This is a genomic window from Pseudomonas putida group bacterium ESBL64, assembly GCF_045277175.1.
GTDB lineage: Bacteria > Pseudomonadota > Gammaproteobacteria > Pseudomonadales > Pseudomonadaceae > Aquipseudomonas > Aquipseudomonas alloputida.
The window spans coordinates 2,193,324-2,218,662 of record NZ_CP145799.1 but is presented as its reverse complement, the minus strand read 5'-3'; the positions used below and the strand labels follow the sequence as shown (position 1 = coordinate 2,218,662).

General features: G+C 62.1%; 21 protein-coding genes. 8 read left to right on the top strand and 13 right to left on the bottom strand.

Features of this window, described 5'->3' with window-relative positions; all coding sequences use genetic code 11:
- The first annotated feature begins 157 nt into the window (after nt 1–157).
- Nucleotides 158–598, top strand: a complete 441-nt coding sequence (locus V6093_RS10035; RefSeq protein WP_003254344.1) for a heme-binding protein — start codon at nt 158–160, stop codon at nt 596–598.
- Nucleotides 599–674: 76 nt separating this feature from the next.
- On the top strand, nt 675–803 hold the full coding sequence (locus V6093_RS10030; RefSeq protein ID WP_257784239.1) for a hypothetical protein: 129 nt from the start codon (nt 675–677) through the stop codon (nt 801–803).
- Nucleotides 804–975: 172 nt separating this feature from the next.
- Here V6093_RS10030 and V6093_RS10025 read toward each other — a convergent pair whose 3' ends face one another.
- Nucleotides 976–1,587 (bottom strand): TetR/AcrR family transcriptional regulator, encoded by a 612-nt coding sequence (locus V6093_RS10025; RefSeq protein ID WP_014590197.1) that lies wholly within the window; start codon nt 1,585–1,587, stop codon nt 976–978.
- Between the two features lie 132 nt (nt 1,588–1,719).
- Here V6093_RS10025 and V6093_RS10020 point away from each other — a divergent pair, with 132 nt between their 5' ends.
- Nucleotides 1,720–2,634, top strand: a complete 915-nt coding sequence (locus V6093_RS10020; RefSeq protein WP_392523711.1) for a DUF808 domain-containing protein — start codon at nt 1,720–1,722, stop codon at nt 2,632–2,634.
- A 137-nt stretch (nt 2,635–2,771) separates the two neighbouring features.
- On the opposite strand, the gene V6093_RS10015 is transcribed toward V6093_RS10020, so the two are convergent.
- The 7 genes from V6093_RS10015 to puuE form a co-directional block, all read right to left on the bottom strand.
- A complete protein-coding gene (locus V6093_RS10015; protein WP_012051676.1) occupies nt 2,772–3,554 on the bottom strand; it encodes an outer membrane protein OmpK in 783 nt (260 codons plus the stop codon).
- A 352-nt stretch (nt 3,555–3,906) separates the two neighbouring features.
- A complete protein-coding gene (locus V6093_RS10010) occupies nt 3,907–4,692 on the bottom strand; it encodes an outer membrane protein OmpK (RefSeq protein WP_406669785.1) in 786 nt (261 codons plus the stop codon).
- Between the two features lie 139 nt (nt 4,693–4,831).
- Entirely contained in the window at nt 4,832–6,187 is a 1,356-nt protein-coding gene (locus tag V6093_RS10005; protein ID WP_003254336.1) for a nucleobase:cation symporter-2 family protein, read from the bottom strand.
- Between the two features lie 186 nt (nt 6,188–6,373).
- Complete coding sequence (locus V6093_RS10000) at nt 6,374–7,702, bottom strand: urate hydroxylase PuuD (protein ID WP_267828227.1); 1,329 nt, start codon at nt 7,700–7,702, stop codon at nt 6,374–6,376.
- Between the two features lie 44 nt (nt 7,703–7,746).
- Entirely contained in the window at nt 7,747–8,250 is a 504-nt protein-coding gene (locus tag V6093_RS09995; protein ID WP_003254333.1) for an ureidoglycolate lyase, read from the bottom strand.
- A gap of 49 nt (nt 8,251–8,299) precedes the next feature.
- Entirely contained in the window at nt 8,300–8,815 is a 516-nt protein-coding gene (gene uraD / locus V6093_RS09990) for a 2-oxo-4-hydroxy-4-carboxy-5-ureidoimidazoline decarboxylase (RefSeq protein WP_004576924.1), read from the bottom strand.
- Nucleotides 8,815–9,741, bottom strand: coding sequence for an allantoinase PuuE (gene puuE / locus V6093_RS09985; protein WP_003254330.1), 927 nt, complete (start codon nt 9,739–9,741; stop codon nt 8,815–8,817). The genes uraD and puuE overlap by 1 nt, the downstream gene beginning before the upstream one ends.
- 399 nt (nt 9,742–10,140) lie before the next feature.
- Here puuE and uraH point away from each other — a divergent pair, with 399 nt between their 5' ends.
- Nucleotides 10,141–10,494 (top strand): hydroxyisourate hydrolase, encoded by a 354-nt coding sequence (gene uraH / locus V6093_RS09980; protein WP_003254328.1) that lies wholly within the window; start codon nt 10,141–10,143, stop codon nt 10,492–10,494.
- An 862-nt stretch (nt 10,495–11,356) separates the two neighbouring features.
- Here uraH and V6093_RS09975 read toward each other — a convergent pair.
- The gene (locus V6093_RS09975) at nt 11,357–12,706 is read right to left on the bottom strand and encodes an NCS2 family permease (protein ID WP_003254327.1); all 1,350 of its coding nucleotides are present in this window, start codon (nt 12,704–12,706) and stop codon (nt 11,357–11,359) included.
- 284 nt (nt 12,707–12,990) lie between these two features.
- Between V6093_RS09975 and V6093_RS09970 the strand changes: the two genes are divergently transcribed.
- Both V6093_RS09970 and aqpZ read left to right on the top strand, forming a co-directional pair.
- On the top strand, nt 12,991–13,746 hold the full coding sequence (locus V6093_RS09970) for a GntR family transcriptional regulator (RefSeq protein ID WP_004577063.1): 756 nt from the start codon (nt 12,991–12,993) through the stop codon (nt 13,744–13,746).
- Between the two features lie 149 nt (nt 13,747–13,895).
- Entirely contained in the window at nt 13,896–14,594 is a 699-nt protein-coding gene (aqpZ, locus tag V6093_RS09965) for an aquaporin Z (protein ID WP_033725980.1), read from the top strand.
- On the opposite strand, the gene guaD is transcribed toward aqpZ, so the two are convergent.
- The 4 genes from guaD to xdhA all read right to left on the bottom strand — a co-directional run bounded on the left by guaD (nt 14,591) and on the right by xdhA (nt 20,770).
- The gene (guaD, locus tag V6093_RS09960) at nt 14,591–15,895 is read right to left on the bottom strand and encodes a guanine deaminase (RefSeq protein ID WP_003254322.1); all 1,305 of its coding nucleotides are present in this window, start codon (nt 15,893–15,895) and stop codon (nt 14,591–14,593) included. The two genes, aqpZ and guaD, sit on opposite strands and share 4 nt — an antisense overlap.
- Nucleotides 15,896–15,905: 10 nt before the next feature.
- Nucleotides 15,906–16,751 carry a xanthine dehydrogenase accessory protein XdhC gene (gene xdhC, locus V6093_RS09955; RefSeq protein ID WP_406669784.1) on the bottom strand — a complete coding sequence of 282 codons (846 nt, stop codon included), beginning with the start codon at nt 16,749–16,751 and terminating at the stop codon, nt 15,906–15,908.
- 172 nt (nt 16,752–16,923) lie between these two features.
- Nucleotides 16,924–19,323 carry a xanthine dehydrogenase molybdopterin binding subunit gene (xdhB, locus tag V6093_RS09950; RefSeq protein ID WP_332730233.1) on the bottom strand — a complete coding sequence of 800 codons (2,400 nt, stop codon included), beginning with the start codon at nt 19,321–19,323 and terminating at the stop codon, nt 16,924–16,926.
- Nucleotides 19,316–20,770 (bottom strand): xanthine dehydrogenase small subunit, encoded by a 1,455-nt coding sequence (gene xdhA / locus V6093_RS09945; protein WP_003254319.1) that lies wholly within the window; start codon nt 20,768–20,770, stop codon nt 19,316–19,318. The genes xdhB and xdhA overlap by 8 nt, the downstream gene beginning before the upstream one ends.
- Nucleotides 20,771–21,038: 268 nt before the next feature.
- Here xdhA and V6093_RS09940 point away from each other — a divergent pair, with 268 nt between their 5' ends.
- A complete protein-coding gene (locus V6093_RS09940; RefSeq protein ID WP_003254317.1) occupies nt 21,039–21,698 on the top strand; it encodes a GntR family transcriptional regulator in 660 nt (219 codons plus the stop codon).
- 3 nt (nt 21,699–21,701) lie between these two features.
- A complete protein-coding gene (gene smc / locus V6093_RS09935; RefSeq protein WP_406669783.1) occupies nt 21,702–25,190 on the top strand; it encodes a chromosome segregation protein SMC in 3,489 nt (1,162 codons plus the stop codon).
- Nucleotides 25,191–25,339 lie beyond the last annotated feature (149 nt).

Sequence of the window (25,339 nt, the reverse complement as noted above, 5' to 3'; positions counted from 1 at the left end):
TCGCTTTCGTCAAAGCGGCCGTGAAAACGGCTATTTGCGCCATCGCATACGATCGTTTCAAAATATTGTATACAAAAATACATCTCGTTGTGTTCTATTTGCTCTATCGGTTTTCAACTGCCCTTAGGGCTTCTCACAACAAGAAGAGGACCTTTCCATGAACGTCTTGAACCTGAAAATCGCTGTCAGCCTGGTAAACGCCGCACTGGCGGCAGGCCGCAAGATCAACGCCGCGCCACTGACCGTTGCGGTGCTGGATGCCGGCGGGCACTTGCTGGCGTTGCAGCGTGAGGATGGCGCGAGCCTGATTCGGCCTGAAGTGGCCACTGGCAAAGCCTGGGGTGCGATTGCCCTGGGCAAGGGGTCGCGCTTGCTGGCGCTGGATGCGCAGCAGCGGCCGGCTTTTTTTGCCGCGTTGAACGGGATGGGTGAGCGGCCGGTGGTGCCGGCGCCAGGTGGGGTGCTGATTCGTGATCAGGACGGCAAGGTGCTGGGTGCCGTGGGGATCAGCGGCGATACGTCGGATATCGACGAGCAGTGTGCGATCAGTGCGATCGAGGAGGTGGGGTTGCGGGCAGATGCCGGGGTAGCGGCGTAAGGCTCAAGTCAGCTGGGGCCGCTTTGCGGCCCATTCGCGACACAAGGCCCCACAAGGACTGCGCCAGGCTTTAGATGTGTACGGCGACTTTCAGGGCTTCCAGCGCCGGCTCGACGTTGATGCCCAGCGCTGCACCCAGCTCCATTACCCAGGGTTGATGGGCGGGTTTGCGGTGATGATGTTTCTCGACACTGCGCTGGGTTGAGGCTGAACACCGGCCTGATTTGCATCGACGCTGAACCCCGGGGCTGCTGTGCAGCCCTTTCGCGACGCAAGGCCGCTCCCACACGGATCGCGCCAGCTTTCAGAAATTGAGCAAGACAGTTGCTCCCACAGGGGCGTGCGACCCCAGTGGAATGCGGTCCCCATTGGCCATGTCAGGCCACCTCTGGCTCACAACCCTTGAGCACCATGCGGATAATGGTCTCGGCCGCCGCGTCATAATCACTGTCGGCCAGCTTGGCCTTGCCGGTCACCGCAGAAATCTGCCAGTCGAAGTCCGCATAGGTCTGGGTCGCCGCCCAGATGCTGAACATCAGGTGGTGCGCGTCCACATGGGCGATCTGCCCGCGGTCGATCCAGCGCTGGATGCACTCGATGTTGTGCCGGGCCTGCTCGTTCAACTGCTCGACCTGGTTCGGTGACAGGTGCGGCGCGCCATGCATGATCTCGCTGGCGAACACCTTGGACGCATGGGGCAGGTCACGCGAAATGCGAATTTTCGAACGAATGTACGCACTCAGCACTTCCTTCGGGTCGCCGTCTGCATTGAACGGCGTGGATGCCTGCATGATCGGCGCGATGATGCTTTCCAGGACCTCGCGGTAAAGGTTGTCCTTGGACTTGAAGTAGTAGTACACGTTCGGCTTGGGCAGGCCGGCCTTGGCCGCGATATCGCTGGTCTTGGTGGCGGCGAAGCCCTTGTCGGCGAATTCCTCGCTGGCCGCGCGCAGGATCAATTCCTTGTTGCGCTCGCGAATGGTGCTCATGGTCAGGGATCTTCCTCGTGTCTGGCCACCTCTAAGGGGGATCGGGCATGGTAGCACCGGCCTCGACGGGCGCTCAAGGCAGCGGCTTTGGGCTAGAATCCGGCACATTGACTTATTTGGATACAAGCAAACATGGCAGGAAGCAGTCTACTGGTACTGATCGACGACATCGCCACGTTGCTGGATGACGTCTCGCTAATGACTAAAGTCGCGGCGAAAAAGACTGCGGGTGTGCTGGGTGACGACCTGGCGCTGAATGCTCAGCAGGTCACCGGCGTGCGCGCCGATCGTGAACTTCCGGTCGTCTGGGCGGTGGCCAAGGGGTCGTTCGTCAACAAGGCGATCCTGGTACCGGCCGCGCTGCTGATCAGTGCGTTCATACCGTGGGCGGTTACGCCGTTGTTGATGCTGGGTGGCGCGTTCCTGTGCTTCGAGGGTTTCGAGAAGCTGGCGCACAAGTTCTTGCACAGCAAGGATGAGGATGAGGCACAGCACGAGGCGCGCAAGGAGGCTGTTGCCGATGCCAGTGTTGACCTGGTGGCTTTTGAAAAAGCCAAGATCAAGGGGGCGGTGCGTACCGACTTCATCCTGTCGGCGGAAATCATCGCCATTACCTTGGGTATCGTGGCTGACTCGCCGCTGACCCAGCAGATCATCGTGCTGTCGGGCATTGCGGTGGTCATGACCATTGGTGTGTATGGGTTGGTAGGCGGGATCGTCAAGCTTGACGACCTTGGGCTGTGGATGGCCCGCAAAACCTCCAGGCTGACTCAGGCAGTGGGTAACGGCATCCTGCGGGCGGCGCCGTACATGATGAAAAGCCTGTCGGTGATTGGTACTGCGGCGATGTTTCTGGTGGGCGGTGGGATCCTGGTGCATGGCATCGAGCCGCTGCATCATGCCATCGAGGCGTTCAGCGAAGGGCGTGGTGGGGCGCTGACCGGGGCGTTGCTCAACGCTGGGGTCGGGGTTGTGGCCGGTGCCATGGTGCTGGCGGTGGTCAGTGCTGCGGGGAAGTTGTGGCGGGCGCTCAGACCTGCCAATTGAGGCGCCTGGCCGGGGCTTTGCCCCGGTTCGCGCGTGAACCCGCCCCCCAGGTACCGCGTATGCCTTGAACCCGGTGCGGCCCCTGTAGGAGCGGGTTTACCCGCGAATGGGCCGCAGCGCGGCCCCGAGCGATCCGTTCAGAAGTGAACCTTGACCAAGAAGCTCATGGTGTTCTGGTCGGTAGTGAAGGCATCGCTGTCCTTGATGCCGTACTTGTTCTTCCAGTAATCGTACTCAACACCCACATACAACTGCTTCTCGCCCAGGTGCAGCGCCTTGCCCAGGTCATACTTGATCTGCGGGTTGAAGTGCAGGTTGGCCTGGTAGGTGCCGCGGCGGTTCTCGTCGTTGTCCACCACCCAGTCCATGAAGCCGTCGATCAGCACGTCGGAGTCACCGACCGGAATGGTGTAAGACCACACCGGGGTGATCTGCCACACGTTGTCGCCCGCGCGGCTGCCGTCGGTGGTGCGGTTGTAGAAGTTCAGCTGGAAGTAGTCGAAGCCCGGGATGGCCAGGTCGAAGCCCGGACCGATCAGGTAAGACTCGGTGTCACCCTCGCCAAACTCGTAGGTCATCGCCAGCAGCACGTCCTTGACCGGGCCAAACTCGATCTTCTGGTCGAAAATCTTGCCGAACGACAGGCGTGGGCTGATCTCACCGTAGTAGGTGTTCGGGCCGTTGCCGGCGTCTTTCTGGCCCTGGTAGAAGATCTTGTCGACGAAAATGAAGTTGTCGCCGTACTTCCAGCCATCGGCGTGCTCGAAGGTGACGGTTTGCTGAATCGCCGGGTTGACCTTGAAGTTCTTGCCCCACAGGTAGGTCAGGCTGTTGTTTTGCCATTGCAGCAGGTCGCCGCCGAAGGTGGTGCCGCAGGCCAGCAGGCCGCCGGCGAGGATCAGGCTGTTGATGGTACGCATTGCGAGTGTCGCTCCCTTGATTGATCTGTTGTCAGCGCTCGTTGCCGGCGCTTTTTTGTCTTTTGAGTCAGCTTTTTTCGATGGGCCACAGCTGTTTGGCAAGGGTCGAGCCAACTTTTCCGGGTTGGCAAAACCTTCCTGCTCGACTTCGTTCTGAACGGATGAAAAGGGTCTTTCAGGCTGGCAACACGTTGGCCAACCGCCCGTATTCATTGACTGAGCGGTCAGTAAACGCAGGCAGAATCCGTTCTGCCCTGATCGAGGGGGCGCGCAGATTACTGGCTTGCGCGCCGCGCCTCAAGTGCTCCGTCCTGGAGCGGGGTGATTCAAACTTGTGCGTTTGGTCAACTTCCTAGAAGTGCACCTTGATCAGCGCACTGGCCACGCTCTGGTTGCTGTCCAGGTTGCCGCGGCTGTCAATGCCGTACTTGTCTTTCCAGTAGCTGTATTCAAAGCCGACGTAGAGCTGCTTGGCGCCCAGGTTCAGCGCCTTGCCCAGGTCGTATTTAACCTGCGGGTTGAAGTGCAGGTTGGCGTGATAGGTGCCACGGCGGGTCTGGTCGTTGTCGGTAACCCAGTCCATGTAACCGTCGATCAGAATGTCTGACCGGCCGACAGGGAGGGTGTACGACCAGCCGGGGGTAATCTGCCAGACGTTGTCACCGGGGCGGCTGCCTTCGGTGTTGCGCACGTAGAAATTGAGGGTGAAATAGTTGAAGCCGGGGATGTTCAAGTCAAAGCCTGGGCCGATCAGGTAGGCCTCGTTGTCGCCTTCACCGCGCTCGTAGGTCATGGCCAGCAGCATATCCTTGATCGGACCGAAGGCAAGCTTGCGGTCGAAGATCTTGCCCAATGACAGGCGTGGGCTGAACTCGCCGTAGTAGGTGGTCACACCTTTGCCGGGGTCGGCCTTGCCGTTGTAGAAGATCTTGTCGACGAACATGAAGGTGTCGCCGTACTTCCATTTGTTGGCGTGCTCGAAGGTGATGGTCTGCTGGATATCAGGGTTGACCTTGAAGTCCTTGCCGTACAGGTAGGTCAGGCTTTCGCCGTGCCATTGCAGCCATTCGCCTGCGTGCGAGGGTAGGGTGGCCAGCAGGCTGCTGCCCAACAACAGGGACGTGGTGATGCGCTTCATGTTGTGATTCCCGGACTTATTGTTTTTGTTGGCGGTTTTTTTGGCGCGCAGGCGCCCCGGGCGACCCATTCCGGCGGGTCGACGGCGTAGCGGTTACTGCAGAGGTGATGAGGGGCGGTCATGCACCGCCCCTTTTGGCTCAATGCTGGTGACAGACGTCGTTGTGCATTGCGCGGTCGGCACCGCCAAGGATGTTGAACAGAACGTTCAACACCAGGGCACAGACCGTGGCCATGGCGATACCGCTGTGGGTGATGGGTTCCATCCACTGTGGCATCTGGGCAAAGAACTCCGGACGCACCACGGGGATCAACCCGAAGCCGACGCTCACGGCAACCAACAGCTGGTTGCGGCGGTCGCCGATGTCCGCCTCCTGAAGAATTTTGATCCCGGTGGCGGTGACCATGCCGAACATGGCGATGGACGCGCCGCCCAGTACTGCGGGCGGGATCGAGGCAATCAGGAAGGCCGCCTTGGGCAGCAGGCTGAGCAGGATCAGCAGTGCACCGGCCACGATGGTGACATAGCGGCAGCGCACCCCGGTCATCTGCACCAGGCCGATGTTTTGGGCGAACGAGGAGTGGGTGAAGGTGTTGAAGAAGCCCGCAATGAACGACGCACCGGCATCGCACAGCAGGCCGCGACGCAGCATGCCTGGGGTGACTTCGCGATCGGTCACCTTGCCCAGGGCCAGGAACATGCCGGTGGACTCGACGAAGATGATCACCACTACCAGGCACATGGACAGGATCGGCGCCAGGCTGAAGGTCGGCATGCCAAAGTGCAGCGGGGTGACCACCTGCAACCACGGTGCTTCATTCAGACCCGACAGGTCGACCATGCCGATGGAGCCGGCCAGGATGTAGCCAAGGCCCATGCCCACCAGTACCGACACGTTGACCCAGAAACCGCGCATGAAGCGGTTGATCAGCAGGATCACGGCCAGTACCAGGCCGGCCACCAGCAGGTAGATCGGCGAGCCGAACGTTTGAGCGTCTTGGCCGCCACCGGCCCAGTTGACGGCCACCGGGAACAGCGACAGGCCAATCGAGGTGATCACCGTACCGGTGACCAGTGGGGGGAAGAAGCGGACAACCTTGGACATGAACGGCGCGATCAGCATGCCGAAGAACCCGGCAGCGATGGTCGCGCCGAAGATCCCCTGCAGGCCTACGCCGGGCATGCCGGCCATGGCCACCATGCTGCCGACGGCAGCGAAACTGGCACCCATCATCACCGGCATGCGGATGCCCACCGGGCCGATACCGAACGACTGGATGATGGTAGCGACGCCAGCGACCAGCAGGTCGGCGTTGATCAGGAAAGCGACTTCTTCACGGGACAACCCGGCGGCCTGGCCGATGATCAACGGCACGGCGATCGCGCCACCGTACATCAGCAGAACGTGTTGCAGGCCAACCAGGAACAGTTGGAACAGGGGCAAGGGTTCTCGCGGCGGCGCAATGGGGATATACGCCTTGCGTGACTCGGACATGCAGCACCTCGAGTTTTGTTTTTATTCTCGGATCCAAGCGGCAGGCCTCATGCCTGCGCGCTCGATGCTTGCTTGTTGCGTAACACATGGAGCTTGAGGCCGGGGCTTCCGGCCTCTTCGCGGGCAAGCCCGCTCCAACAGGGGAAGGTGATTCCCTTGGGGGGCGGGTTGCCTGGCGAGGTGCTGTCAGTTGACCTGGGCGCCTTTGGCGATCCAGTCGCCGACGAGCTTGCGCTCTTCGGTGGTCATCTGGGTGATGTTGCCCAGCGGCATGATCTGGCTGGCAACCGCTTGCGCCTGAATGCGCGCGGCCTGGGCCTGGATCTGCTGCGGAGTGTCGAACATCACGCCGGCAGGAGCGGCGCTGAACAGTGGGCTGGTCGGCTTGGACGAGTGGCACACGGTGCAGCGTTCCTGGATGACATTGTGGATCTTGTCGAAGTCGCCACCACCGGCCTGGGCAGCGGCCTGGGCCGGTGCCTGCGCAGGTGCGGCGGGTGCTTCGGCAGCCTTGGCGGCGTCCTCGGCACGCTGCTCGGCAGCGGTCTTGCCGCCTACGGCAGTTGCCGGCAGCGGTTGGTAATCAATCTTCGCTGCGGCTTGCTCAGGGCTTACGGCCATCGGTTTCGGACCGGTAACGTAGGCCAGGCAGATCATCGCCAAGGCGCCGACGGGCAGGGTCCAGGCGTACTTGTTGCTGTCGTGGCGGGTGTTGAAGTAGTGGCGGATCAGAACCGCGGCTACTGCGATACCGGCCAGGATCAGCCAGTTGTACTGGCTACCGTAGGTGCTCGGGAAATGGTTGCTGATCATGATGAACAGCACCGGCAGGGTGAAGTAGTTGTTGTGACGCGAGCGCAGCAGGCCCTTGGCCGGCAGTACCGGGTCGGGCGTCTGGTTGTTCTCGATCGCCGCCACCAGCTGGCGTTGGGCCGGCATGATGATGCGGAACACGTTACCGACCATGATGGTGCCGATGATCGCGCCGGTGTGCAGGTAGGCGCCACGGCCGCTGAACACCAGGCTGAAGCCCCAGCAGGCAGCGATGATCAGCACGAACAGCACAGCACCGAGCAGCGCTGGCTTCTTGCCCAGGGGCGAGTCGCACAGGAAGTCGTAGATGAACCATCCCGCGATCAGCGAACCGATACCGATGGCCACGCCTTCGGCACCGCTCAGGGTGCTGCCAGGTGCCAGCAGGTACAGGGTCGGGTTCCAGTAGAACACCACGCACAGCAGGGCGATACCGGACATCCAGGTGAAGTAGGCTTCCCATTTGAACCAGTGCAGGTTCTCGGGCATTTTCGGGGGGGCGAGCTTGTATTTCTCCAGGTGGTAGATACCACCGCCGTGAATCGCCCAGAGATCACCCGACAACCCATCGCGCGGGTTGCTTCGGTTCAGGTGGTTCTCCAGCCAGACGAAGTAGAACGATGCACCGATCCAGGCGACGCCGGTGATCATGTGAACCCAGCGAATGCTCAGGTTCAGCCATTCGTGAAGGTGTGCTTCCACAGTATGTACCTCTGCCAGTCACCGAGAAGATGACTGACCTTTTCTTATTGGTGGGGATTGAGGATCAGCATCTGTTCCTCGGTGAAGTAATGCTCATCGCAGTTGTTGCCAGAACCACTGCGATCAACCACCAGGAAATCATCCCGCTTTTCGATCGTCAGCACCGGGTGGTGCCAGACGCCGCGATGGTAATTAACGCCCTGCCTGCCATTACTGCGGAAGGCTCGGACCAAGCCTGATACAGGTGCATCGCCAACGGGCGCGACCACGATCAGAAAGGGGTTGCCGAGCAGCGGGATAAAAGCCTGGCTGCCCAGCGGATGGCGTTCCAGCATGCGCACGGTCAGCGGCATGTCCTGCGCGTCGGCGCGGAAGATGCTGATGATCGCCTTGTCTTCAGGCTCGGCGGTTTCGACCGTGGCGAGCTTGTGAAAGCGCATGGTCGAGCCGTTGTTGATCATGAAGTGGTCGCTGCCGTCGGTTTCGATCACGTCTCCGAACTGGGCGAAGGCTTCTTTGGTCAAGGGCTCGATCATCAGGGTGCGCATGCGGTTATCTCTTCTATTGTTCGTTTTCTGAATAAGGTTCGGCTGTTGCTTACAGCTGCAGCAGGCGGAACAGGGCGATCAGGTTGATCTGCGCCAGGGCTTCCTTGAATTCGGCATCGGCATCGTTGTGGATGCGTTTTTCAAAGGCGGCGAGAATCTGGTGCCGGTTACTGCCCTTCACCGCCATGATGAACGGGAACTGGAACTTGGCCTTATAGGCATCGTTCAGTTCGGTGAACCGGGCGAACTCTTCGGCGGTGCACTGGTGGATACCGGCACCGGCCTGTTCGTTGGTGCTCGATTCGGTCAGTTCGCCCTGGATGGCGGCCTTGCCTGCCAGGTCCGGGTGAGCATTGATCAGCGCGAGCTGGTCAGCGTGGTTGGCGCTGAGCAGGATGTCGCTCATGCGCTGGTGCAGCGCCTCGATCTCGTCCAGCTCGCCCAGCTGGCCCAGGTCATAGGCTTTTTCGGCAACCCACGGCGAGTGCTCGTAGATATCGGCGAAGGCCTTGACGAAGGCGTCGCGGTCCAGGGCGGATGGTTTGAGGGTATTGAAGGCGGTCATCAGGCGTTCTCTTTCTTGTACGGGTGGGTGGTGTGCCAGTGGCGGGCGATATCCACGCGACGGGCGAACCAGACCTGGTCATGACTTTTTGCGTAATCGACGAAGCGCTTGAGTGCAGCCAGGCGTGCCGGGCGGCCGACCAGGCGGCAGTGCAGGCCGATGGAAAGCATTTTCGGTGCTTCGGCGCCTTCGGCGTACAGCACATCAAAGGCGTCTTTCAGGTACTGGAAGAACTGCTCGCCGCAGTTGAAGCCCTGTACCTGGGTGAAGCGCATGTCGTTGGTGTCCAGGGTGTAGGGGATCACCAGGTGCGGCTTGCCGGTGGGGTTGTTCGGCTCCCAGTAGGGCAGGTCGTCGTCGTAGGTGTCGCTGTCATAGAGGAAACCACCTTCCTCCATCACCAGGCGGCGGGTGTTCGGGCCGGTACGGCCGGTGTACCAGCCCAGCGGGCGCTCGCCGGTGAGTTCGGTGAGGATACGGATGGCTTCGAGCATGTGCTCGCGCTCCTGGGCCTCGTCCATGTTCTGGTAGTCGATCCAGCGGTAGCCGTGGCTGCAGATCTCGTGGCCGGCTTCGACCATGGCGCGGATCACGTCGGGGTGGCGCTGGGCGGCCATGGCCACGGCGAAGACGGTGAGTGGCACGCCGCTGTCCTTGAACAGCTTCAGCAGGCGCCATACACCGGCACGGCTGCCGTATTCATACAGCGACTCCATGCTCATGTTGCGCTGGCCCTGCAGGGGTTGGGCAGCGACCATCTCGGACAGGAAGGCTTCGGATTCCTTGTCACCGTGCAGGATGTTGCGTTCGCCACCTTCCTCGTAATTGAGGACGAAAGACAGCGCGATGCGGGCGTTACCCGGCCATTGCGGGTGAGGAGGGTTGTTGCCGTAACCGATCAGGTCGCGAGGGTAATCAGCGCTCACTGCAGTCTTCCTTCTTGTGCGTTAGTGCGGGGGGTGGGCGGGCCGCGTCGGTATGTCGCACCACCGGATGGGCTGATTGTATACAACTTCTGAAATCTTTTGTAAGCCTGTTTTTCCGCATTTCTTCCCTTTTGTCGCCTGACAGCGACCTGGAAATACAGTGCAAGAAACCTGCCTGTTTGGTCAGCTAATGAGGTTGGCATCGTTATGGTGCGTGTATTTGCGACCGATGGGTCGTTTATGGGCAGCAAAGGGAGGGTGTGACAGAGGGGATCAAAAAATTGTGTACAATCCTTGGATGGAATGTCTTAATAACGTCATTCCCGCCTGCCGCAGGCGCTAAGCTGGTGCGATGGCTGAGTATTTTTTGCCCACAGATTGAACAAGAGGCGACACGCAATGGGACGTTTGACCACACACGTACTGGATGCCGCGCATGGCTGCCCGGGTAGCTCGATCAAGGTCGAGCTGTACCGCGTCGAAGGCCAGCAGCTGGAGCTGGTGAACACCGCCCTGACCAACAGCGATGGCCGCGTCGACGCGCCGCTGTTGCAGGGGGACGATTACCGCACTGGCGTTTACCAGTTGCAGTTCAGCGCTGGGGATTACTACCGCGCCCGTGGCGTGCAATTGCCGGCCCAGGCGTTTCTGGATGTTGTCGTGCTGCGCTTTGGCATCGACGAGTCGCAGGAGCACTACCATGTGCCGCTGCTGATTTCGCCTTACAGCTATTCGACCTATCGTGGAAGCTAGTTGGTCGCTAGAAGAATCTTCGTAGGTCCTTTGGCCCGCTCTCACACTGGCGGGCTTTTTTTCGTCTGCTGTTTTTGTGTGGCCTGTGCCGGCCTCTTCGCGGGTGAACCCGTTCCTACGACGGCCTGCGCCCAATCACCGATGTGTGTCCACCCCCGATCAGGTGTAGGGGCGGGTTTACCCGCGAATACGGTAGCGGCGGCAACGGTGAACGGCGGGTGGAGATTGGCCAGCAGGCCCGGCCCTTTCGCGGGTGAACCCGCTCCTACGGCGGCCTGTATCCAACTGTTCACCCCGTGGTAGGAGCGGGTTTACCCGCGAATACGGTGGCGGCGGCAACGGTGAACGGCGGGTGGAGATTGGCCAGCAGGGCCGGCCTCTTCGCGGGTGAACCCGCTCCTACGGCGGGCTGTGTCCAACTGTCCACCCCGTGGTAGGAGCGGGTTTACCCGCGAATACGGTGGCGGCAGCAACGGTGAACGGCGGGTGGAGATTGGCCAGCAGGGCCGGCCTCTTCGCGGGTGAACCCGCTCCTACGGCGGGCTGTATCCAACTGTCCACCCCGTGGTAGGAGCGGGTTTACCCGCGAATACGGTGGTGGCGGCAACGCTGAGCGGCGGGTGGAGATAGGCCAGCAGGGCCGGCCCTTTCGCGGGTAAACCCGCTCCTACGGGCGACCGCGCAGGCCTTTCAAATGTTGAGCAAGGGCGCCATATCGCGGCGTACCAACTAGGCGTTCGCGCGCGTACCTCGCAGGCATTAATGGCCCGAAACAAGCGTAGGAACGACCTTGGTCGCGACGCGCCGCGCAGGCGGCGCTCGATTTCGAGAACACTGGAAATCTAAAGCCAAGCGCCCTCGGTCAGAGGAACACGAACTTGGCAATGAAGATCGCGCACAGCACCCACAGGCTGGCCGAGATTTCCTTGTATTTGCCGGTACCCGCCTTCAGTGCCACATAGCTGATGAAGCCCAGGGCAATACCATCGGCGACCGAGAACGTCAGCGGCATCATGATCACCGTGACGATCGCCGGAATGCTGTCGGTGGCCTCATCCCAATGGATGTGCGCCATGCTGCCCATCATCAGCATTGCAACGTAGATCAGTGCACCTGCTGTCGCATAAGCCGGAATCATCCCGGCCAGCGGCGCGAAGAACATCGCGGCGATGAACAGTAGGCCTACCACCACAGCCGTCAGGCCAGTTCGGCCACCTGCGGCAACCCCCGCAGCACTCTCCACATAGCTGGTCACCGGCGGTACACCGACCACCGCACCGAACACACTCGAGGCACTGTCAGCCTTCAACGCCTTCGACAGGTTCTCGATACGCCCGTCCGGCGCCACCAGGTTGGCCCGTTGCGCAACCCCCATCAGCGTGCCGGCAGTGTCGAACATGTGCACGAACAGGAACGCCAGCACCACGCTGATCATGCTGACATTGAACACGCCAGCCACGTCCATGGCCATCCAGGTCGGTGCCAGGCTTGGGGGCATCGACATCACCCCGCCAAACTTGACCAGGCCCAGGCCCCAGCCCGCCAGGGTGACACCAATGATGCTGATCAGGATCGCGCCGAATACCCGCTTGTAGCTGAGGATGGCGATCAGCAGGAAGCACACGGCCGCCAGCAGCGGCCCCGGCTCATGCAACGAGCCCAGCTTGATCAGGGTGGCGGGGCTGTCGACGATGATGCCTGCGGTCTTCAGGCCGATCAGCCCGAGAAACAATCCGACGCCGGCCCCCATGGCATGGCGCAGGCTGACCGGGATGCTGTTGAGCAGCCATTCGCGCACTTTCGACAAGGTCAGGAACATGAACAACACGCCGGAGACGAATACCGCCCCCAGCGCCGTTTCCCAGTTGTAGCCCATGGTGCCGACCACGGTGTAGGTAAAGAAAGCATTGAGCCCCATGCCCGGCGCCAGGCCCACCGGCCAGTTGGCGTACAGGCCCATCAGCAGGCAGCCCAGCGCGGCGGCGATGCAGGTGGCGACAAAAGCGGCACCATGGTCGATGCCGGCGTCGGCCATGATGTTGGGGTTGACGAAGATGATGTAGGCCATGGTGATGAAGGTGGTCACCCCAGCGATCATTTCGGTTTTGACAGTGCTGCCGTGTTGCTTGAGTTTGAAAATCCGCTCCAGCCAGCTCGTTTCGAGCGGCGGGGCGAGATCCAGCGTAGGGGCTTCGGATTTGCGGCTTTCCACAGCGGGTACTCCTCAAGTCTTTCTTGTTGTTATGGAGCCAGTTTCCTGCGCAATGCACTTGGCGGCTCCGCGAGGGAAGGCAGACGTCTGACCTTTTTTGTTGACTCAAGGGTCAAGAAGTTGCTCGGTGGATTATGCTTTTGTGTACAAATAAAGCAAATAATGTTTTATGTTTTGTATGCGCAATGCGTCGTACAACGGCTATATAGGTAAAACGCCCCCTGCGGAATCGCCTCAGCCTGTGTACAATGGCGCCATACTTTCTCTTCGTGCCTCGAGAGCCCATGAACGAACAGCTGCAACCTCTGAAAAAACCTGCACGAGTCGGCAAGGCCGGCCGCAGCGGTACCCAGGACGACATCGTCTACGCGCATATTTTCGAGGCGATCCTCGAGCAGCGTCTGGCTCCGGGCACCAAGTTGAGCGAGGAAGCGCTGGGCGAGATCTTTGGCGTCAGCCGCACCATCATCCGCCGCGCCTTGTCGCGCCTGGCCCACGAAAGCGTGGTGCTGCTGCGGCCGAACCGCGGCGCGGTGGTGGCCAGCCCGACTGTAGAAGAGGCGCGCCAGGTGTTCTTCTCGCGGCGCATGGTCGAACGCGCCATCACCGAGCTGGCGGTGCAGCATGCCACCCCCGATCAGCTTAACGAGCTGCGGCAGATGGTGCGTGAGGAGCGCGACAGCTTTTCGCGCGGTGACCGGGGTGCCGGCATTCGCCTGTCCGGTGAGTTCCACCTCAAGCTGGCCGAAGCGGCGGGCAATGCACCGCTGGTAAGTTTCCAGCGCAGCCTGGTATCGCAGACTTCGCTGATCATTGCCCAGTACGAAAGCGGCAACCGCTCGCACTGCTCTTACGATGAGCACATGCAGCTCATCGATGCCATCGAGGCGCGCGATGCCGAGCAGGCCGTGAGCCTGATGATGCATCACATGGACCACATCGACAGCAAGCTGAACCTGGACGAGGAGAGCGCCTCCGACGATTTGCATGCGGTGTTCTCGCATTTGCTGAAAAAGCCCAAGGTTTCCGTCAAGGGTTGAACGTTTGCCAGTGTGATCGAGGGGCTGCAAGGCCGCCCCCAGCCGCTACTGGCCATAACCCAAAGGTCTGCTAAATTCTTGTGAGCAAACCTTCATCAAGCAGTTGGGCTTGCGCATTCGTTGCGTTCAACTTCTTGAGGAATGGATTCATGAGCATGTCCCTCGGTAAACGCATGGGTGCCGAACTGATCGGCACCTTCTGGCTGGTCCTTGGTGGCTGTGGCAGTGCGGTACTCGCAGCCAGTTCCCCTCTCGGCATCGGTGTGCTCGGTGTCGCCTTCGCCTTCGGCCTCACCGTACTGACCATGGCCTTTGCCATCGGCCATATTTCTGGTTGCCATCTAAACCCTGCCGTGTCGTTCGGGCTGGTGGTCGGCGGGCGCTTCCCGGCCAAAGAGCTGCTGCCTTATGTGATCGCCCAGGTGATCGGTGCCATCCTGGCGGCCGGGGTGATCTACCTCATCGCCAGCGGCAAGGCCGGGTTCGAGCTTTCTTCGGGGTTGGCTTCAAACGGCTACGCCGACCATTCGCCCGGTGGCTATACGCTGGGTGCAGGCTTTGTCAGTGAAGTGGTGATGACGGCGATGTTCCTGGTGGTCATCATGGGGGCGACCGACGCCCGCGCACCGGCAGGTTTCGCACCCATCGCCATCGGCCTGGCCCTTACCCTGATCCACCTGATCTCGATCCCGATCACCAATACTTCGGTCAACCCCGCGCGTAGCACGGGGCCGGCCTTGTTCGTCGGTGGCTGGGCCCTGCAGCAGCTATGGCTGTTCTGGGTGGCGCCGCTGATCGGTGCTGCAATCGGCGGCGCGCTGTATCGGGGCCTGGCGAAAGAACCTTAGCGCTGGTGCACGCAGCGCCCGGCGGCGTAGGTTTCACGTACGGTACGGTCATCGCCCAGGGTAGTGAGCACGAACAAGGTTTCTTCGATGCTGTTGGACTGCTGGATGCGGTAGTCCAGCAGTGGTGTGGCCTTGTAGTCCAGCACTACGAAGTCTGCATCGTTGCCTGGGCGCAGGCTACCGATACGGTCGTCCAGGCGCAGTGCGCGGGCGCCGCCGAGGGTGGCCAGGTACAGCGATTTGTACGGATGCAGGCGCGCGCCTTGCAGCTGCATCACCTTGTATGCCTCGTTCAGGGTGTTAAGCAGAGAGAAGCTGGTGCCGGCGCCAACGTCGGTACCCAGGCCCACGTTGACCTTGAACCGCTCGGCCTGGGGCAGGTTGAACAGGCCACTGCCAAGGAACAGGTTGGAGGTGGGGCAGAAGGCCACGGCCGAGCCGGTTTCGGCCAGGCGCTGGCACTCGTCGTCGCACAGGTGCACGCCGTGGGCGAACACCGAGCGCTCGCCCAGCAGCTCGAAGTGGTCGTAGACGTCCAGGTAACCCTTCTGCTCGGGGAACAGCGACTTGACCCAGTCGATTTCCTTGAGGTTTTCCGACAGGTGCGTGTGCATGTACACGCCCGGGTGCTCCTTGAGCAATTGGCCGGCCAGGGTCAACTGTTGCGGCGTGCTGGTCGGGGCGAAACGCGGGGTCACTGCATAGTGCAGGCGGCCTTTGCCGTGCCAGCGCTCGATCAGTGCCTTGCTTTCGGCATAGCCGGACTCGGCGGTGTCGGTCAGGTAGTCTGGGGCATTGCGGTCCATCATCACTTTGCCGGCGATCAGGCGCAGGTCCAGGCGCTCGGCCTCTTCGAACAGGGCGTTGACCGATTCCGGGTGCACGCTGCCGAATACCAGCGCAGTGGTGGTGCCGTTGCGCAGCAGTTCCTTGAGGAAGATCTTCGCCACCTGGTCGGCGTGGCCTTTGTCGGCGAACTGCTTTTCGCACGGGAAGGTGTAGGTGTTCAGCCAGTCCAGCAACTGCTCGCCGTACGAACCGATCATGCCGGTCTGCGGGAAGTGGATGTGGGTATCGATGAACCCCGGGGTGATCAGCGCGTCCTGGTAGTGCTCGACCGGGATGCCGGCATCCAGCGTCGGCAGCAGTTCACTGGCGTGCCCAACGGCGCTGATGCGGCCATCGTCGACCACCAGCAGGCCGTCTTCGTAGTATTCATGGGAAGCCTCCAGGCCCACCTCGGCCGGGTCGGCAATGCTGTGCAGGATGGCGGCACGGTAGGCTTTGCGGGTAACGGTCATAACACACTCGTCAAATGGCTTGGCTGCGGCGGGAGGGCGGCAGCAATTGGGCAATGGGGCCGGCATTGGCGGCAGCGTCGTGCTGGCCGAAGCAGGCGTTGTAAGTGGCAATGATTTCACCGGCGATAGACACGGCGATCTCGATGGGCAGCTTGCCCTTGACCTCGGCCAGGCCCATCGGGCAGCGCATGCGTGCCATGACGGCCTCGTCGAAGCCTCGCTCGCGCAGGCGGTGCTCGAACTTGACCCGTTTGGTCTTCGAGCCGATCAGGCCGAACCAGGTGAAATCGTTGCGCTTGAGAATGGCGGCGGTCAGTTCCAGGTCGAGCTGGTGGTTGTGGGTCATGACGATGCAGTAGCTGCCGGGCGGCAGGTCTGCGACTTCGTCGACCGGCTCTTCACTGACCACCTTGGTCACCCCGTTGGGGATGAGCTCGGGGAATTCCTGTTCACGCGAGTCGATCCAGCGCACCCGGCAGGGGAGCGCCGCGAGCAAGGGTACCAGAGCCCTGCCGACATGGCCCGCGCCGAACACGGCGATCTGAGCCTGCACGGCGGCCATGGGTTCGAACAGCAGCACGGTCACGCCGCCGCAGCACTGGCCCAGGCTGGCGCCGAGGCTGAAGCGCTCAAGGTGCGGCGTGGTGCGCTGCGCTTCGAGCATTTGCCGGGCGATGTGCAGCGCCTTGTATTCCAGGTGGCCGCCGCCGATGGTGTCGAACAGACCGCTGGCGCTGACCACCATCTTCGAGCCTGCGTTGCGCGGGGTCGAGCCGCGTTCCTCGATGATGGTCACCATCACGCAGGCTTCGCCACGGGACTGGTGGTCGGCGAGGGCGTTGATCCATTGGTGCATGATGCAGATCCTCTTCAGGTCAACGCGGTCCGCTTCTTTGTGGGAGCGGCCTTGTGTCGCGATAGGGGCGCGAAGCGGCCCCAGAATATTTAAAGCAACATACATATTTGGGGCTGCTGCGCAGCCCTTTCGCGACACAAGGCCGCTCCCACAGAAAAAGCGGAGCGCGGCGTTACTGGGTGACGGTTTCCAGCTCCGGTTCTGCGGACTGAGTGGCAGCCACCGCCTTGCGCATCTGCTCACAGCCCCACAGCACCCGCTCCGGCGTAGCTGGTGCATCCACCTGCGGCTGCACGCGGTAATCAGCCAGGCTGGCCACGGCATCCTTGATTGCACACCAGGCAGCAATGCCGAGCATGAACGGCGGCTCGCCCACGGCCTTGGAGTGGAACACGGTGTCTTCCGGGTTCTTGCGGTTTTCCACCAGCTTCACCCGCAAGTCCAGTGGCATGTCGGCCACGGCCGGGATCTTGTAGCTGGCCGGGCCGTTGGTCATCAGCTTGCCTTTGGCGTTCCACACCAGCTCTTCGGTAGTCAGCCAGCCCATGCCCTGGATGAAACCGCCCTCTACCTGGCCGATGTCGATCGCAGGGTTCAGCGAATCGCCCACGTCGTGCAGGATGTCGGCGCGCAACATCTTGTATTCGCCGGTCAGCGTATCGACGATCACTTCCACGCAGGCAGCGCCAAAGGCGAAGTAGTAGAACGGCCGGCCGCGTGCCTGGCTGCGGTCGTAGAAGATTTTCGGCGTGCGGTAGAACCCGGTGCTGGACAGCGACACCTGAGCGAAGTAAGCCTGCTGCACCAGTTGCTCGAAGCTGACGATCTGGTCGCGCACCCGCACATGGCCGTTGCGGAATTCGACGTCTTCCTCGGTCACCTGATAGTGCCGTGCGGCAAACTCGGTCAGGCGGCGCTTGAGGATTTCGGCCGCGTTCTGCGCCGCCTTGCCGTTCAGGTCGGCGCCGCTCGACGCTGCGGTTGGCGAGGTGTTGGGTACCTTGTCGGTGTTGGTGGCGGTGATCTGGATGCGGCTGAAATCAACCTGGAAGATCTGCGCCACCACCTGGGCCACCTTGGTGTTCAGGCCCTGGCCCATTTCGGTGCCGCCGTGGTTCAGGTGAATGCTGCCGTCGGTGTAGATATGGATCAGTGCACCGGCCTGGTTGAGGAAGGTGGCGGTGAACGAAATGCCGAACTTGACCGGTGTCAGTGCCAGGCCTTTCTTCAGGATCGGGCTGTTGGCGTTGAAGCGACGGATCGACTCGCGGCGTTCGGCGTAGTCGCTGCTGGCTTCCAGTTCGGCGGTCATCTCCTCGAGCATGTTGTGCTCGACGGTCTGGTAGTAGTGGGTGACGTTGCGTTCGGTCTTGCCGTAATAGTTGGCCTTGCGCACGGCCAGTGGGTCACGGCCCAGATGACGGGCGATATGGTCCATCACCTGCTCGATGGCGACCATACCTTGTGGGCCGCCAAAGCCGCGGTAGGCGGTGTTGGAGGCGGTATTGGTCTTGCAGCGGTGGCCGTGGACGGTGGCATCGCCCAAGTAGTAAGCGTTGTCGGAGTGGAACATGGCACGGTCGACGATCGAACCGGACAGGTCGGGCGAATAGCCGCAGTTGCCGGCCAAGTCGAAATTGATACCGTGCAGCCGGCCGTTGTCGTCGAAGCCCACGTCATACTCGACGTAGAACGGGTGGCGCTTGCCGGTCATGGTCATGTCTTCGACCCGCGGCAGGCGCATCTTGGTTGGCTGGCCGGTCAGGCGCGCGACTACCGCGCACAGGCATGCCGGGCTGGCGGCCTGGGTTTCCTTGCCGCCAAAACCGCCACCCATGCGGCGCATGTCCAGCACCACCTTGTTCATCGGCACGTCGAGCACTTCGGCGACCAGTTTCTGCACTTCGGTGGGGTTCTGCGTGGAGCAGTAGACGATCATGCCGCCGTCTTCGGTGGGCATGACCGAGGAAATCTGCGTTTCGAGGTAGAAGTGCTCCTGGCCGCCGATGTGCAGGGTGCCCTGAATGCGGTGCGGGGCGCTGGCCAGGGCGGCAGCCGAATCGCCGCGCTGGTGGGTGTGGCTATCGAGCACGAAGTGCTTCTTGCGCAGCGCCTCGACCACGTCCAGCACCGGCTCCAGGTCTTCGTACTCGACGATGGCGGCCATGGCCGCTTTGCGTGCGGTTTCAAGATCGCGGGCAGCGACAGCGAGCACCGGCTGGCCGAAGAACTCGACCTTGTCGATGGCCAGCAATGGGTCGCCGGCCACCACCGGGCCGATGTCTTTCAGGCCGGGGATGTCTTCGTGGGTGATGGCAATGCGCACACCCTCGAAGGCATAGCACGGCGTGGTGTCGATGCGCAGGATGCGCGCATGGGCGCGGTCGGCGGTGCGGGCGTAGACGTGCAACTGGTTGGGGAATTCCAGGCGGTCGTCGATGTACACAGCCTCGCCGGATACATGCTTGTCGGCGCTGTCGTGCTTGACGCTGCGGCCGACCCCGGTGGTCAGGTCCTGGCTGAACAGTTCGGCCATCTCGGCCTGGCTCTTGGCTACGTGATGGTTAGACATAAGCGGTCACCCGGGTTTCGATGTGCGGCGTTTGCTGTTCGATGAAGTACTTGCGCAGCAGGTTCTGCGCGGTCAGCAGGCGGTATTCCTTGCTGGCGCGGAAGTCGCTGAGTGGGGTGAAGTCCTCGGCCAAGGCCTGGCAGGCGCGCTCGATGGCGGCCTGGTTCCACGGCTTGCCGCGCAACGCTGCCTCGCAGGCACGGGCGCGCTTGGGTATCGCCGCCATGCCGCCGAAGGCGATCCGCACACCGCTGACCACACCGTCTTCGATGCTCAGGTTGAAGGCTGCGCACACGGCGGAGATGTCGTCGTCCAGGCGTTTGGACACTTTATAGGCGCGGAACGCCCAGTCACTGGAGGCGCGCGGTACGATGATCTTCTCGATGAACTCGCTGTCCTGGCGAGCCGTGATGCGGTAGTCGATGAAGTAGTCTTCCAGTGGCATCACCCGTTGGCGTTCACCCTGGCGCAGCACCACCTGCGCGTCCAGGGCGATCAGCAGGGGTGGCGAGTCGCCGATTGGCGAGGCGTTGCCGATGTTGCCGCCGAGGGTGCCCTGGTTGCGGATTTGCAGCGAGGCAAAACGATGCAGCAGGGCGCCGAAGTCAGGATATTCCTCGTTAAGCGCGCCATAGCAGTCGGTGAGCGGGGTGGCGGCGCCGATTTCCAGGTGGCTGGCGGTTTTCTCGATGCGCTTGAGCTCGGCCACGTGGCCGACGTAGATCATCACGGGCAAGGTCTTGTGGAACTGGGTGACTTCCAGCGCCAGGTCGGTACCACCGGCCAGCAGCCGCGCTTCGGGGTGCGAGCTGTACAGGTCGGCCAGATCCGCCACGGTCAGCGGCACCAGGCAGCGCTTGTCGCCGCTGTTCAGCTCGCCGGTCTGCGTCGGGGCAATGGCCTTGAGGCGGCTGATGGTTTGTGCCTGCTGGGCATCGAACTGGTCGCGGCAGGGCTGGCGGCAGCTCTGCTCGGCGGCGTCGAGGATCGGCCGGTAACCGGTGCAGCGGCACAGGTTGCCAGCCAGGGCTTCCTGGGCCTGGTGCAGGTCAGGGCCGCTGCTGTTCTTTTGCAGAGCGAACAGCGACATGACAAAGCCAGGGGTGCAGAAGCCGCACTGCGATCCATGGCAATCGGCCATGGCCTGTTGCACGCTGTGCAGTTGGCCTTGGTGCTTGAGCCCCTCGACGCTGATCAGTTGCTTGCCGTGCAGCGACGACACAAAGGTCAGGCACGAATTGAGGCTGCGGTAGCGCAGGCTGTCGTTGCCTTGGTCGTCCTGGCTCAGTTCACCGACCACCACGGTGCACGCACCGCAGTCACCACTGGCGCAGCCCTCCTTTGTGCCGGGTTTGCCCAGGTGCTCGCGCAGGTACTGCAGCACTGTCATGTTAGGGTCCAGGGCGTGCTCACTACGCAGCTCCTGGTTGACGAGAAACTGGATCACGGGGATGGCCTCGCAATGGTTTTATTGTTGTTGGGCGGACTCTAAGCAAGACCTGTCTGGCAGGTCAATATTTTTCTGACTCAAAGGTCAAGAAAATGCACGTATCCATGCCCAGCCGCACACACTGCCTCTATTCCAAGCATAGATCGCGCCGGGCGCGTGGCTGTCTGAAAGGTCAAATAAACCACCTGGCCCCTCTGCGCGATTACCGCCCAAGTACGCTACAATTCGCCCCTTGTGCCCAGTTCAATGATTTTGAAGGAAAACCATGACGTTCAAGGCCCCGGACAGCCTCTCCGAGCAGATTGCCGATTACCTGGCCGAACGCATCATCCGCGGCGAGCTGGCGCCGGGCGAACGTATCCAGGAGCAGAAGGTTACCCAGGCGCTCAACGTCAGCCGCGGCTCGGTGCGCGAAGCACTGCTGATCCTCGAACGCCGCCATCTGGTGGCGATCCTGCCGCGACGTGGTGCCCATGTCACCGAACTGGACGAACGCAGCGTTCGTAGCCTGTGCTCGCTGATGGGCGAGTTCTACATCCTGCTGGGCAATGCGGTTGCGCAAAAATGGCGCACCGAAGCCGACCTGCGCCCGTTTCTGGAGATCCAGCAGCGGCTGCAGCGTGCCCATGACCAGCTCGACATCAAGACCTTCGTCGCCGACAGTTTTGCGGTCATGCGTGCGGCCTATCCGTTCGCCGACAACCCGTTCCTGCAGGAAACCGTGGAAAACCTGCAACCGGCCATGAGCCGTGCCTATTACCTGTCGCTGGACCAGCGCCAGGCCAACATGATCGACTATCTCGACCTGTTCGCCCGCCTGCTCGAAGCCGTGGTCTCCCGCGACCTGCCGCGCATTCGCGAGGTGCTCACCGCCTATGGCCAGCGCAGCTGCGAACTGGTGCTGGCGGCACTGGCCAGAGGCTGACCGATGCGCCTGAAGTGCATTCGTCTGGCCGGGTTCAAGTCGTTCGTCGACCCGACCACGGTCAACTTCCCCAGCAACATGGCGGCCGTGGTTGGCCCAAACGGCTGCGGCAAGTCCAATATCATCGACGCGGTGCGTTGGGTGATGGGCGAAAGTTCGGCGAAAAACCTGCGCGGCGAGTCGATGACCGACGTCATCTTCAACGGCTCCAGTGGCCGCAAGCCGGTCAGCCAGGCCAGTATCGAACTGGTGTTCGACAACAGCGAAACCACCCTGGTCGGCGAGTATGCCGCCTACGCCGAGATTTCGATCCGCCGCAAGGTTACCCGCGACGGGCAGAACAGCTATTACCTCAACGGCACCAAGTGCCGCCGGCGTGACATCACCGATATCTTCCTCGGGACGGGTCTGGGGCCGCGCAGCTACTCGATCATCGAGCAGGGCATGATCTCCAAGCTGATCGAGGCCAAGCCCGAGGAGCTGCGCAACTTCATCGAGGAAGCGGCGGGCATTTCCAAATACAAGGAGCGCCGCCGCGAAACCGAGAACCGCATCCGCCGCACCCAGGAAAACCTGGCGCGTCTGACCGACCTGCGCGAAGAGCTCGAGCGCCAGCTGGAGCGTCTGCATCGCCAGGCCCAGGCCGCCGAGAAGTACCGTGAGTACAAGGCTCAGGAGCGGCAGATGAAAGCGCGCCTGTCTGCCTTGCGCTGGCGAGGCCTGGACGAACAAGTCCGCCAGCGCGAGTCGGTGATCGGCGACCAGGGCGTTTCTCATGAGGCACTGGTGGCCGAGCAGCGCAATGCCGATGCCAGTATCGAACGCCTGCGCGACGGTCATCACGAACTGTCCGAACGCTTCAACCAGGTGCAGGGCCGTTTCTATTCGGTGGCCGGTGACATCGCCCGGGTCGAGCAGAGCATTCAGCACGGCCAGCAGCGCCTGCGCCAGTTGCAGGACGACTTCAAGGAAGCCGAGCGCACACGCCTGGAAACCGAATCGCACCTGGGGCACGACCGTACCTTGCTGGCAACCCTGAGCGAAGAGCTGGCCATGCTCGAACCCGAGCAGGAAATGACCCTGGCGGCTGCCGAGGAAGCCGCTGCCGCGCTTGAAGAGGCCGAGCTGGGCATGCACGGCTGGCAGGAGCAGTGGGACAGCTTCAACAGCCGCTCCGCCGAACCGCGCCGCCAGGCCGAAGTGCAGCAAGCGCGCCTGCAGCAGCTGGAAACCAGCCTTGAGCGCCAGGCCGAGCGCCAGCGCAAGTTGGTCGAGGAGCGCGAGCAACTGGGCAGCGACCCGCAGGATGCCGCCATGTTCGAACTGGCCGAGCAATTGGCCAGCAGCGAAATGCTGCTGGAGGAACTGCAGCTCTGCGAAGAGCAGGTGATTGAGCGCCTGGAAAGCGCGCGCGAGCAAATGCAGCAGGCCACCCGGGCGCAACAGCAGGCACAGGGCGACCTGCAGCGCCTGGGCGGGCGCCTGGCCTCGCTTGAAGCCTTGCAGCAGGCCGCCCTGGAGCCGGGCGCAGGTGCTGCGCAATGGCTGCACGGCCAAGGGCTGGAGCAACCGCCGCGGCTGGCCGAAGGCTTGCGGGTGGAGCCGGGTTGGGAGCTGGCGGTAGAGACGGTGCTTGGCGCCGATCTGCAGGCTGTGCTGGTGGACGATTTCAACGACCTCGATTTTGCGGGCCTGGAACAGGGTGAGCTGCGCTTGCTGCTGGCCGTCGGCGCGGGGGCGACGTTGCCCGGCAGCTTGCTGGAGAAGGTTGAGGGCCGTATCGACCTGGCGCCCTGGCTGGGCCAGGTCAGGCCTGTGGAAGACCTGGCTCAGGCACTGGAGCAGCGCGGGTCGCTCGGCGAAGGGCAGAGCCTGGTCAGTCGTGATGGCTACTGGGTCGGCCGGCACTTCCTGCGGGTACGCCGAGGTGGCGAGGCCGAAGGCGGCGTGCTGGCGCGCGGCCAGGAAATCGAACGCCTGGGCCAGGAACAACTGGAGCAGGAAGCGGCGCTGGAACAGCTCGATCAACAGTTGCAGGCCCTGCGCGAGCAGCAACTGGACCTGGAGGAGCAGCGCGAACAGTTGCGCCGCCGCACACAGGATGAAAACCGCCTGCACGGCGAGCTGAAGGCCAGTCTTTCGGCCAGTCGCGCGCGCGCCGAGCAGGTCGAGTTGCGCCGCCGCCGCCTGCACGAAGAGCTGGGCGAGCTGGAAGAACAGCGCGCCCTGGAACACGAGCAACTGGGCGAAGCGCGCCTGCTGCTGCAAGAGGCTTTGGAGCTCATGGCCCAGGACACCGAGCAGCGCGAACAGTTGATGGCCCGCCGCGACACCCTGCGCGAAAGCCTTGACCGGGTGCGTCAGGAGGCCCGCCAGCACAAGGACCACGCTCACCAGCTGGCGGTGCGCCTGGGGTCGTTGCGTGCCCAGCACGACTCCACCCGCCAGGCGCTGGAGCGTCTGGAGCAGCAAGCTGCGCGCCTGACCGAGCGCCAGGAACAACTGAGCCTGAACCTGGAGGAGGGTGAAGCCCCGCAGGAAGAACTGCGCCTGAGACTGGAGGAGCTGCTGGAGCGGCGCATGAGCGTCGACGAGGAAATGCGCCTGGCTCGCCTGCACATGGACGAAGCTGACCGCGAACTGCGCGATGCCGAAAAACGCCGCACCCAGGCCGAGCAGCAGGCCCAGCTGCTGCGTGGTCAACTGGAGCAGCTGCGCCTGGAGTGCCAGGGCCTGGATGTGCGGCGCAAGACCCTGCAAGAGCAGTTGCTGGCCGACGGCTATGACCTGCAAGGCGTGCTCGCCACCCTGGAAGCCGAGGCCAGCGAGCAGGGCACCGAGCAGGAGCTGGAACAGCTTGAAGCGCGCATCCAGCGCCTGGGGGCGATCAACCTGGCGGCCATCGAAGAATACGAGCAGCAGTCCGAGCGCAAACGATACCTGGACGCTCAGGACGCCGACCTGGTCGAAGCGCTGGAGACCCTCGAAAACGTCATCCGCAAAATCGACAAGGAAACCCGCAACCGCTTCAAGGATACCTTTGATCAGATAAATGCCGGATTACAGGCACTTTTCCCAAAAGTTTTCGGTGGTGGCAGCGCTTATCTGGAACTGACGGGCGAAGATCTACTCGATACAGGGGTAACGATCATGGCGCGACCGCCGGGCAAGAAGAACAGCACCATCCATCTGCTGTCCGGCGGCGAGAAGGCACTGACCGCCTTGGCGCTGGTGTTTGCCATCTTCAAGTTGAACCCCGCACCGTTCTGCATGCTCGACGAGGTCGATGCACCGCTGGACGATGCCAACGTCGGGCGCTACGCGCGTCTGGTCAAGGAAATGAGTGAAAGCGTGCAGTTCATCTACATCACCCATAACAAGATTGCCATGGAGATGGCGGACCAATTGATGGGGGTAACCATGCATGAGCCGGGTTGTTCACGCCTTGTTGCAGTTGATGTGGAGGCGGCCATGGCCATGGTCGACGCTTGATGCACGACGATAGGGGCACATTCTGCAGCGAAATGCCCCGCCGTGTGCGACAGACGGTGTAAAGTTGTCTTTGGTCGTGCTAGCTTAATGTCACTCGTTTTTTGCGTGGGTAAAACGCCTGTCAGAACATAGAGTTGGCGCCACGTGTT

What these genes read in the sequence shown, in the direction of transcription:
- V6093_RS10035 (WP_003254344.1), top strand. Translation starts at nt 158, where the DNA reads ATGAACGTCTTGAACCTGAAAATCGCTGTCAGCCTGGTAAACGCCGCA.
- V6093_RS10025 (WP_014590197.1), bottom strand. Translation starts at nt 1,587, where the DNA reads ATGAGCACCATTCGCGAGCGCAACAAGGAATTGATCCTGCGCGCGGCC.
- V6093_RS10020 (WP_392523711.1), top strand. Translation starts at nt 1,720, where the DNA reads ATGGCAGGAAGCAGTCTACTGGTACTGATCGACGACATCGCCACGTTG.
- V6093_RS10015 (WP_012051676.1), bottom strand. Translation starts at nt 3,554, where the DNA reads ATGCGTACCATCAACAGCCTGATCCTCGCCGGCGGCCTGCTGGCCTGC.
- V6093_RS10010 (WP_406669785.1), bottom strand. Translation starts at nt 4,692, where the DNA reads ATGAAGCGCATCACCACGTCCCTGTTGTTGGGCAGCAGCCTGCTGGCC.
- V6093_RS10005 (WP_003254336.1), bottom strand. Translation starts at nt 6,187, where the DNA reads ATGTCCGAGTCACGCAAGGCGTATATCCCCATTGCGCCGCCGCGAGAA.
- V6093_RS09995 (WP_003254333.1), bottom strand. Translation starts at nt 8,250, where the DNA reads ATGCGCACCCTGATGATCGAGCCCTTGACCAAAGAAGCCTTCGCCCAG.
- uraD (WP_004576924.1), bottom strand. Translation starts at nt 8,815, where the DNA reads ATGACCGCCTTCAATACCCTCAAACCATCCGCCCTGGACCGCGACGCC.
- uraH (WP_003254328.1), top strand. Translation starts at nt 10,141, where the DNA reads ATGGGACGTTTGACCACACACGTACTGGATGCCGCGCATGGCTGCCCG.
- V6093_RS09970 (WP_004577063.1), top strand. Translation starts at nt 12,991, where the DNA reads ATGAACGAACAGCTGCAACCTCTGAAAAAACCTGCACGAGTCGGCAAG.
- aqpZ (WP_033725980.1), top strand. Translation starts at nt 13,896, where the DNA reads ATGAGCATGTCCCTCGGTAAACGCATGGGTGCCGAACTGATCGGCACC.
- guaD (WP_003254322.1), bottom strand. Translation starts at nt 15,895, where the DNA reads ATGACCGTTACCCGCAAAGCCTACCGTGCCGCCATCCTGCACAGCATT.
- xdhC (WP_406669784.1), bottom strand. Translation starts at nt 16,751, where the DNA reads ATGCACCAATGGATCAACGCCCTCGCCGACCACCAGTCCCGTGGCGAA.
- xdhB (WP_332730233.1), bottom strand. Translation starts at nt 19,323, where the DNA reads ATGTCTAACCATCACGTAGCCAAGAGCCAGGCCGAGATGGCCGAACTG.
- V6093_RS09940 (WP_003254317.1), top strand. Translation starts at nt 21,039, where the DNA reads ATGACGTTCAAGGCCCCGGACAGCCTCTCCGAGCAGATTGCCGATTAC.
- smc (WP_406669783.1), top strand. Translation starts at nt 21,702, where the DNA reads ATGCGCCTGAAGTGCATTCGTCTGGCCGGGTTCAAGTCGTTCGTCGAC.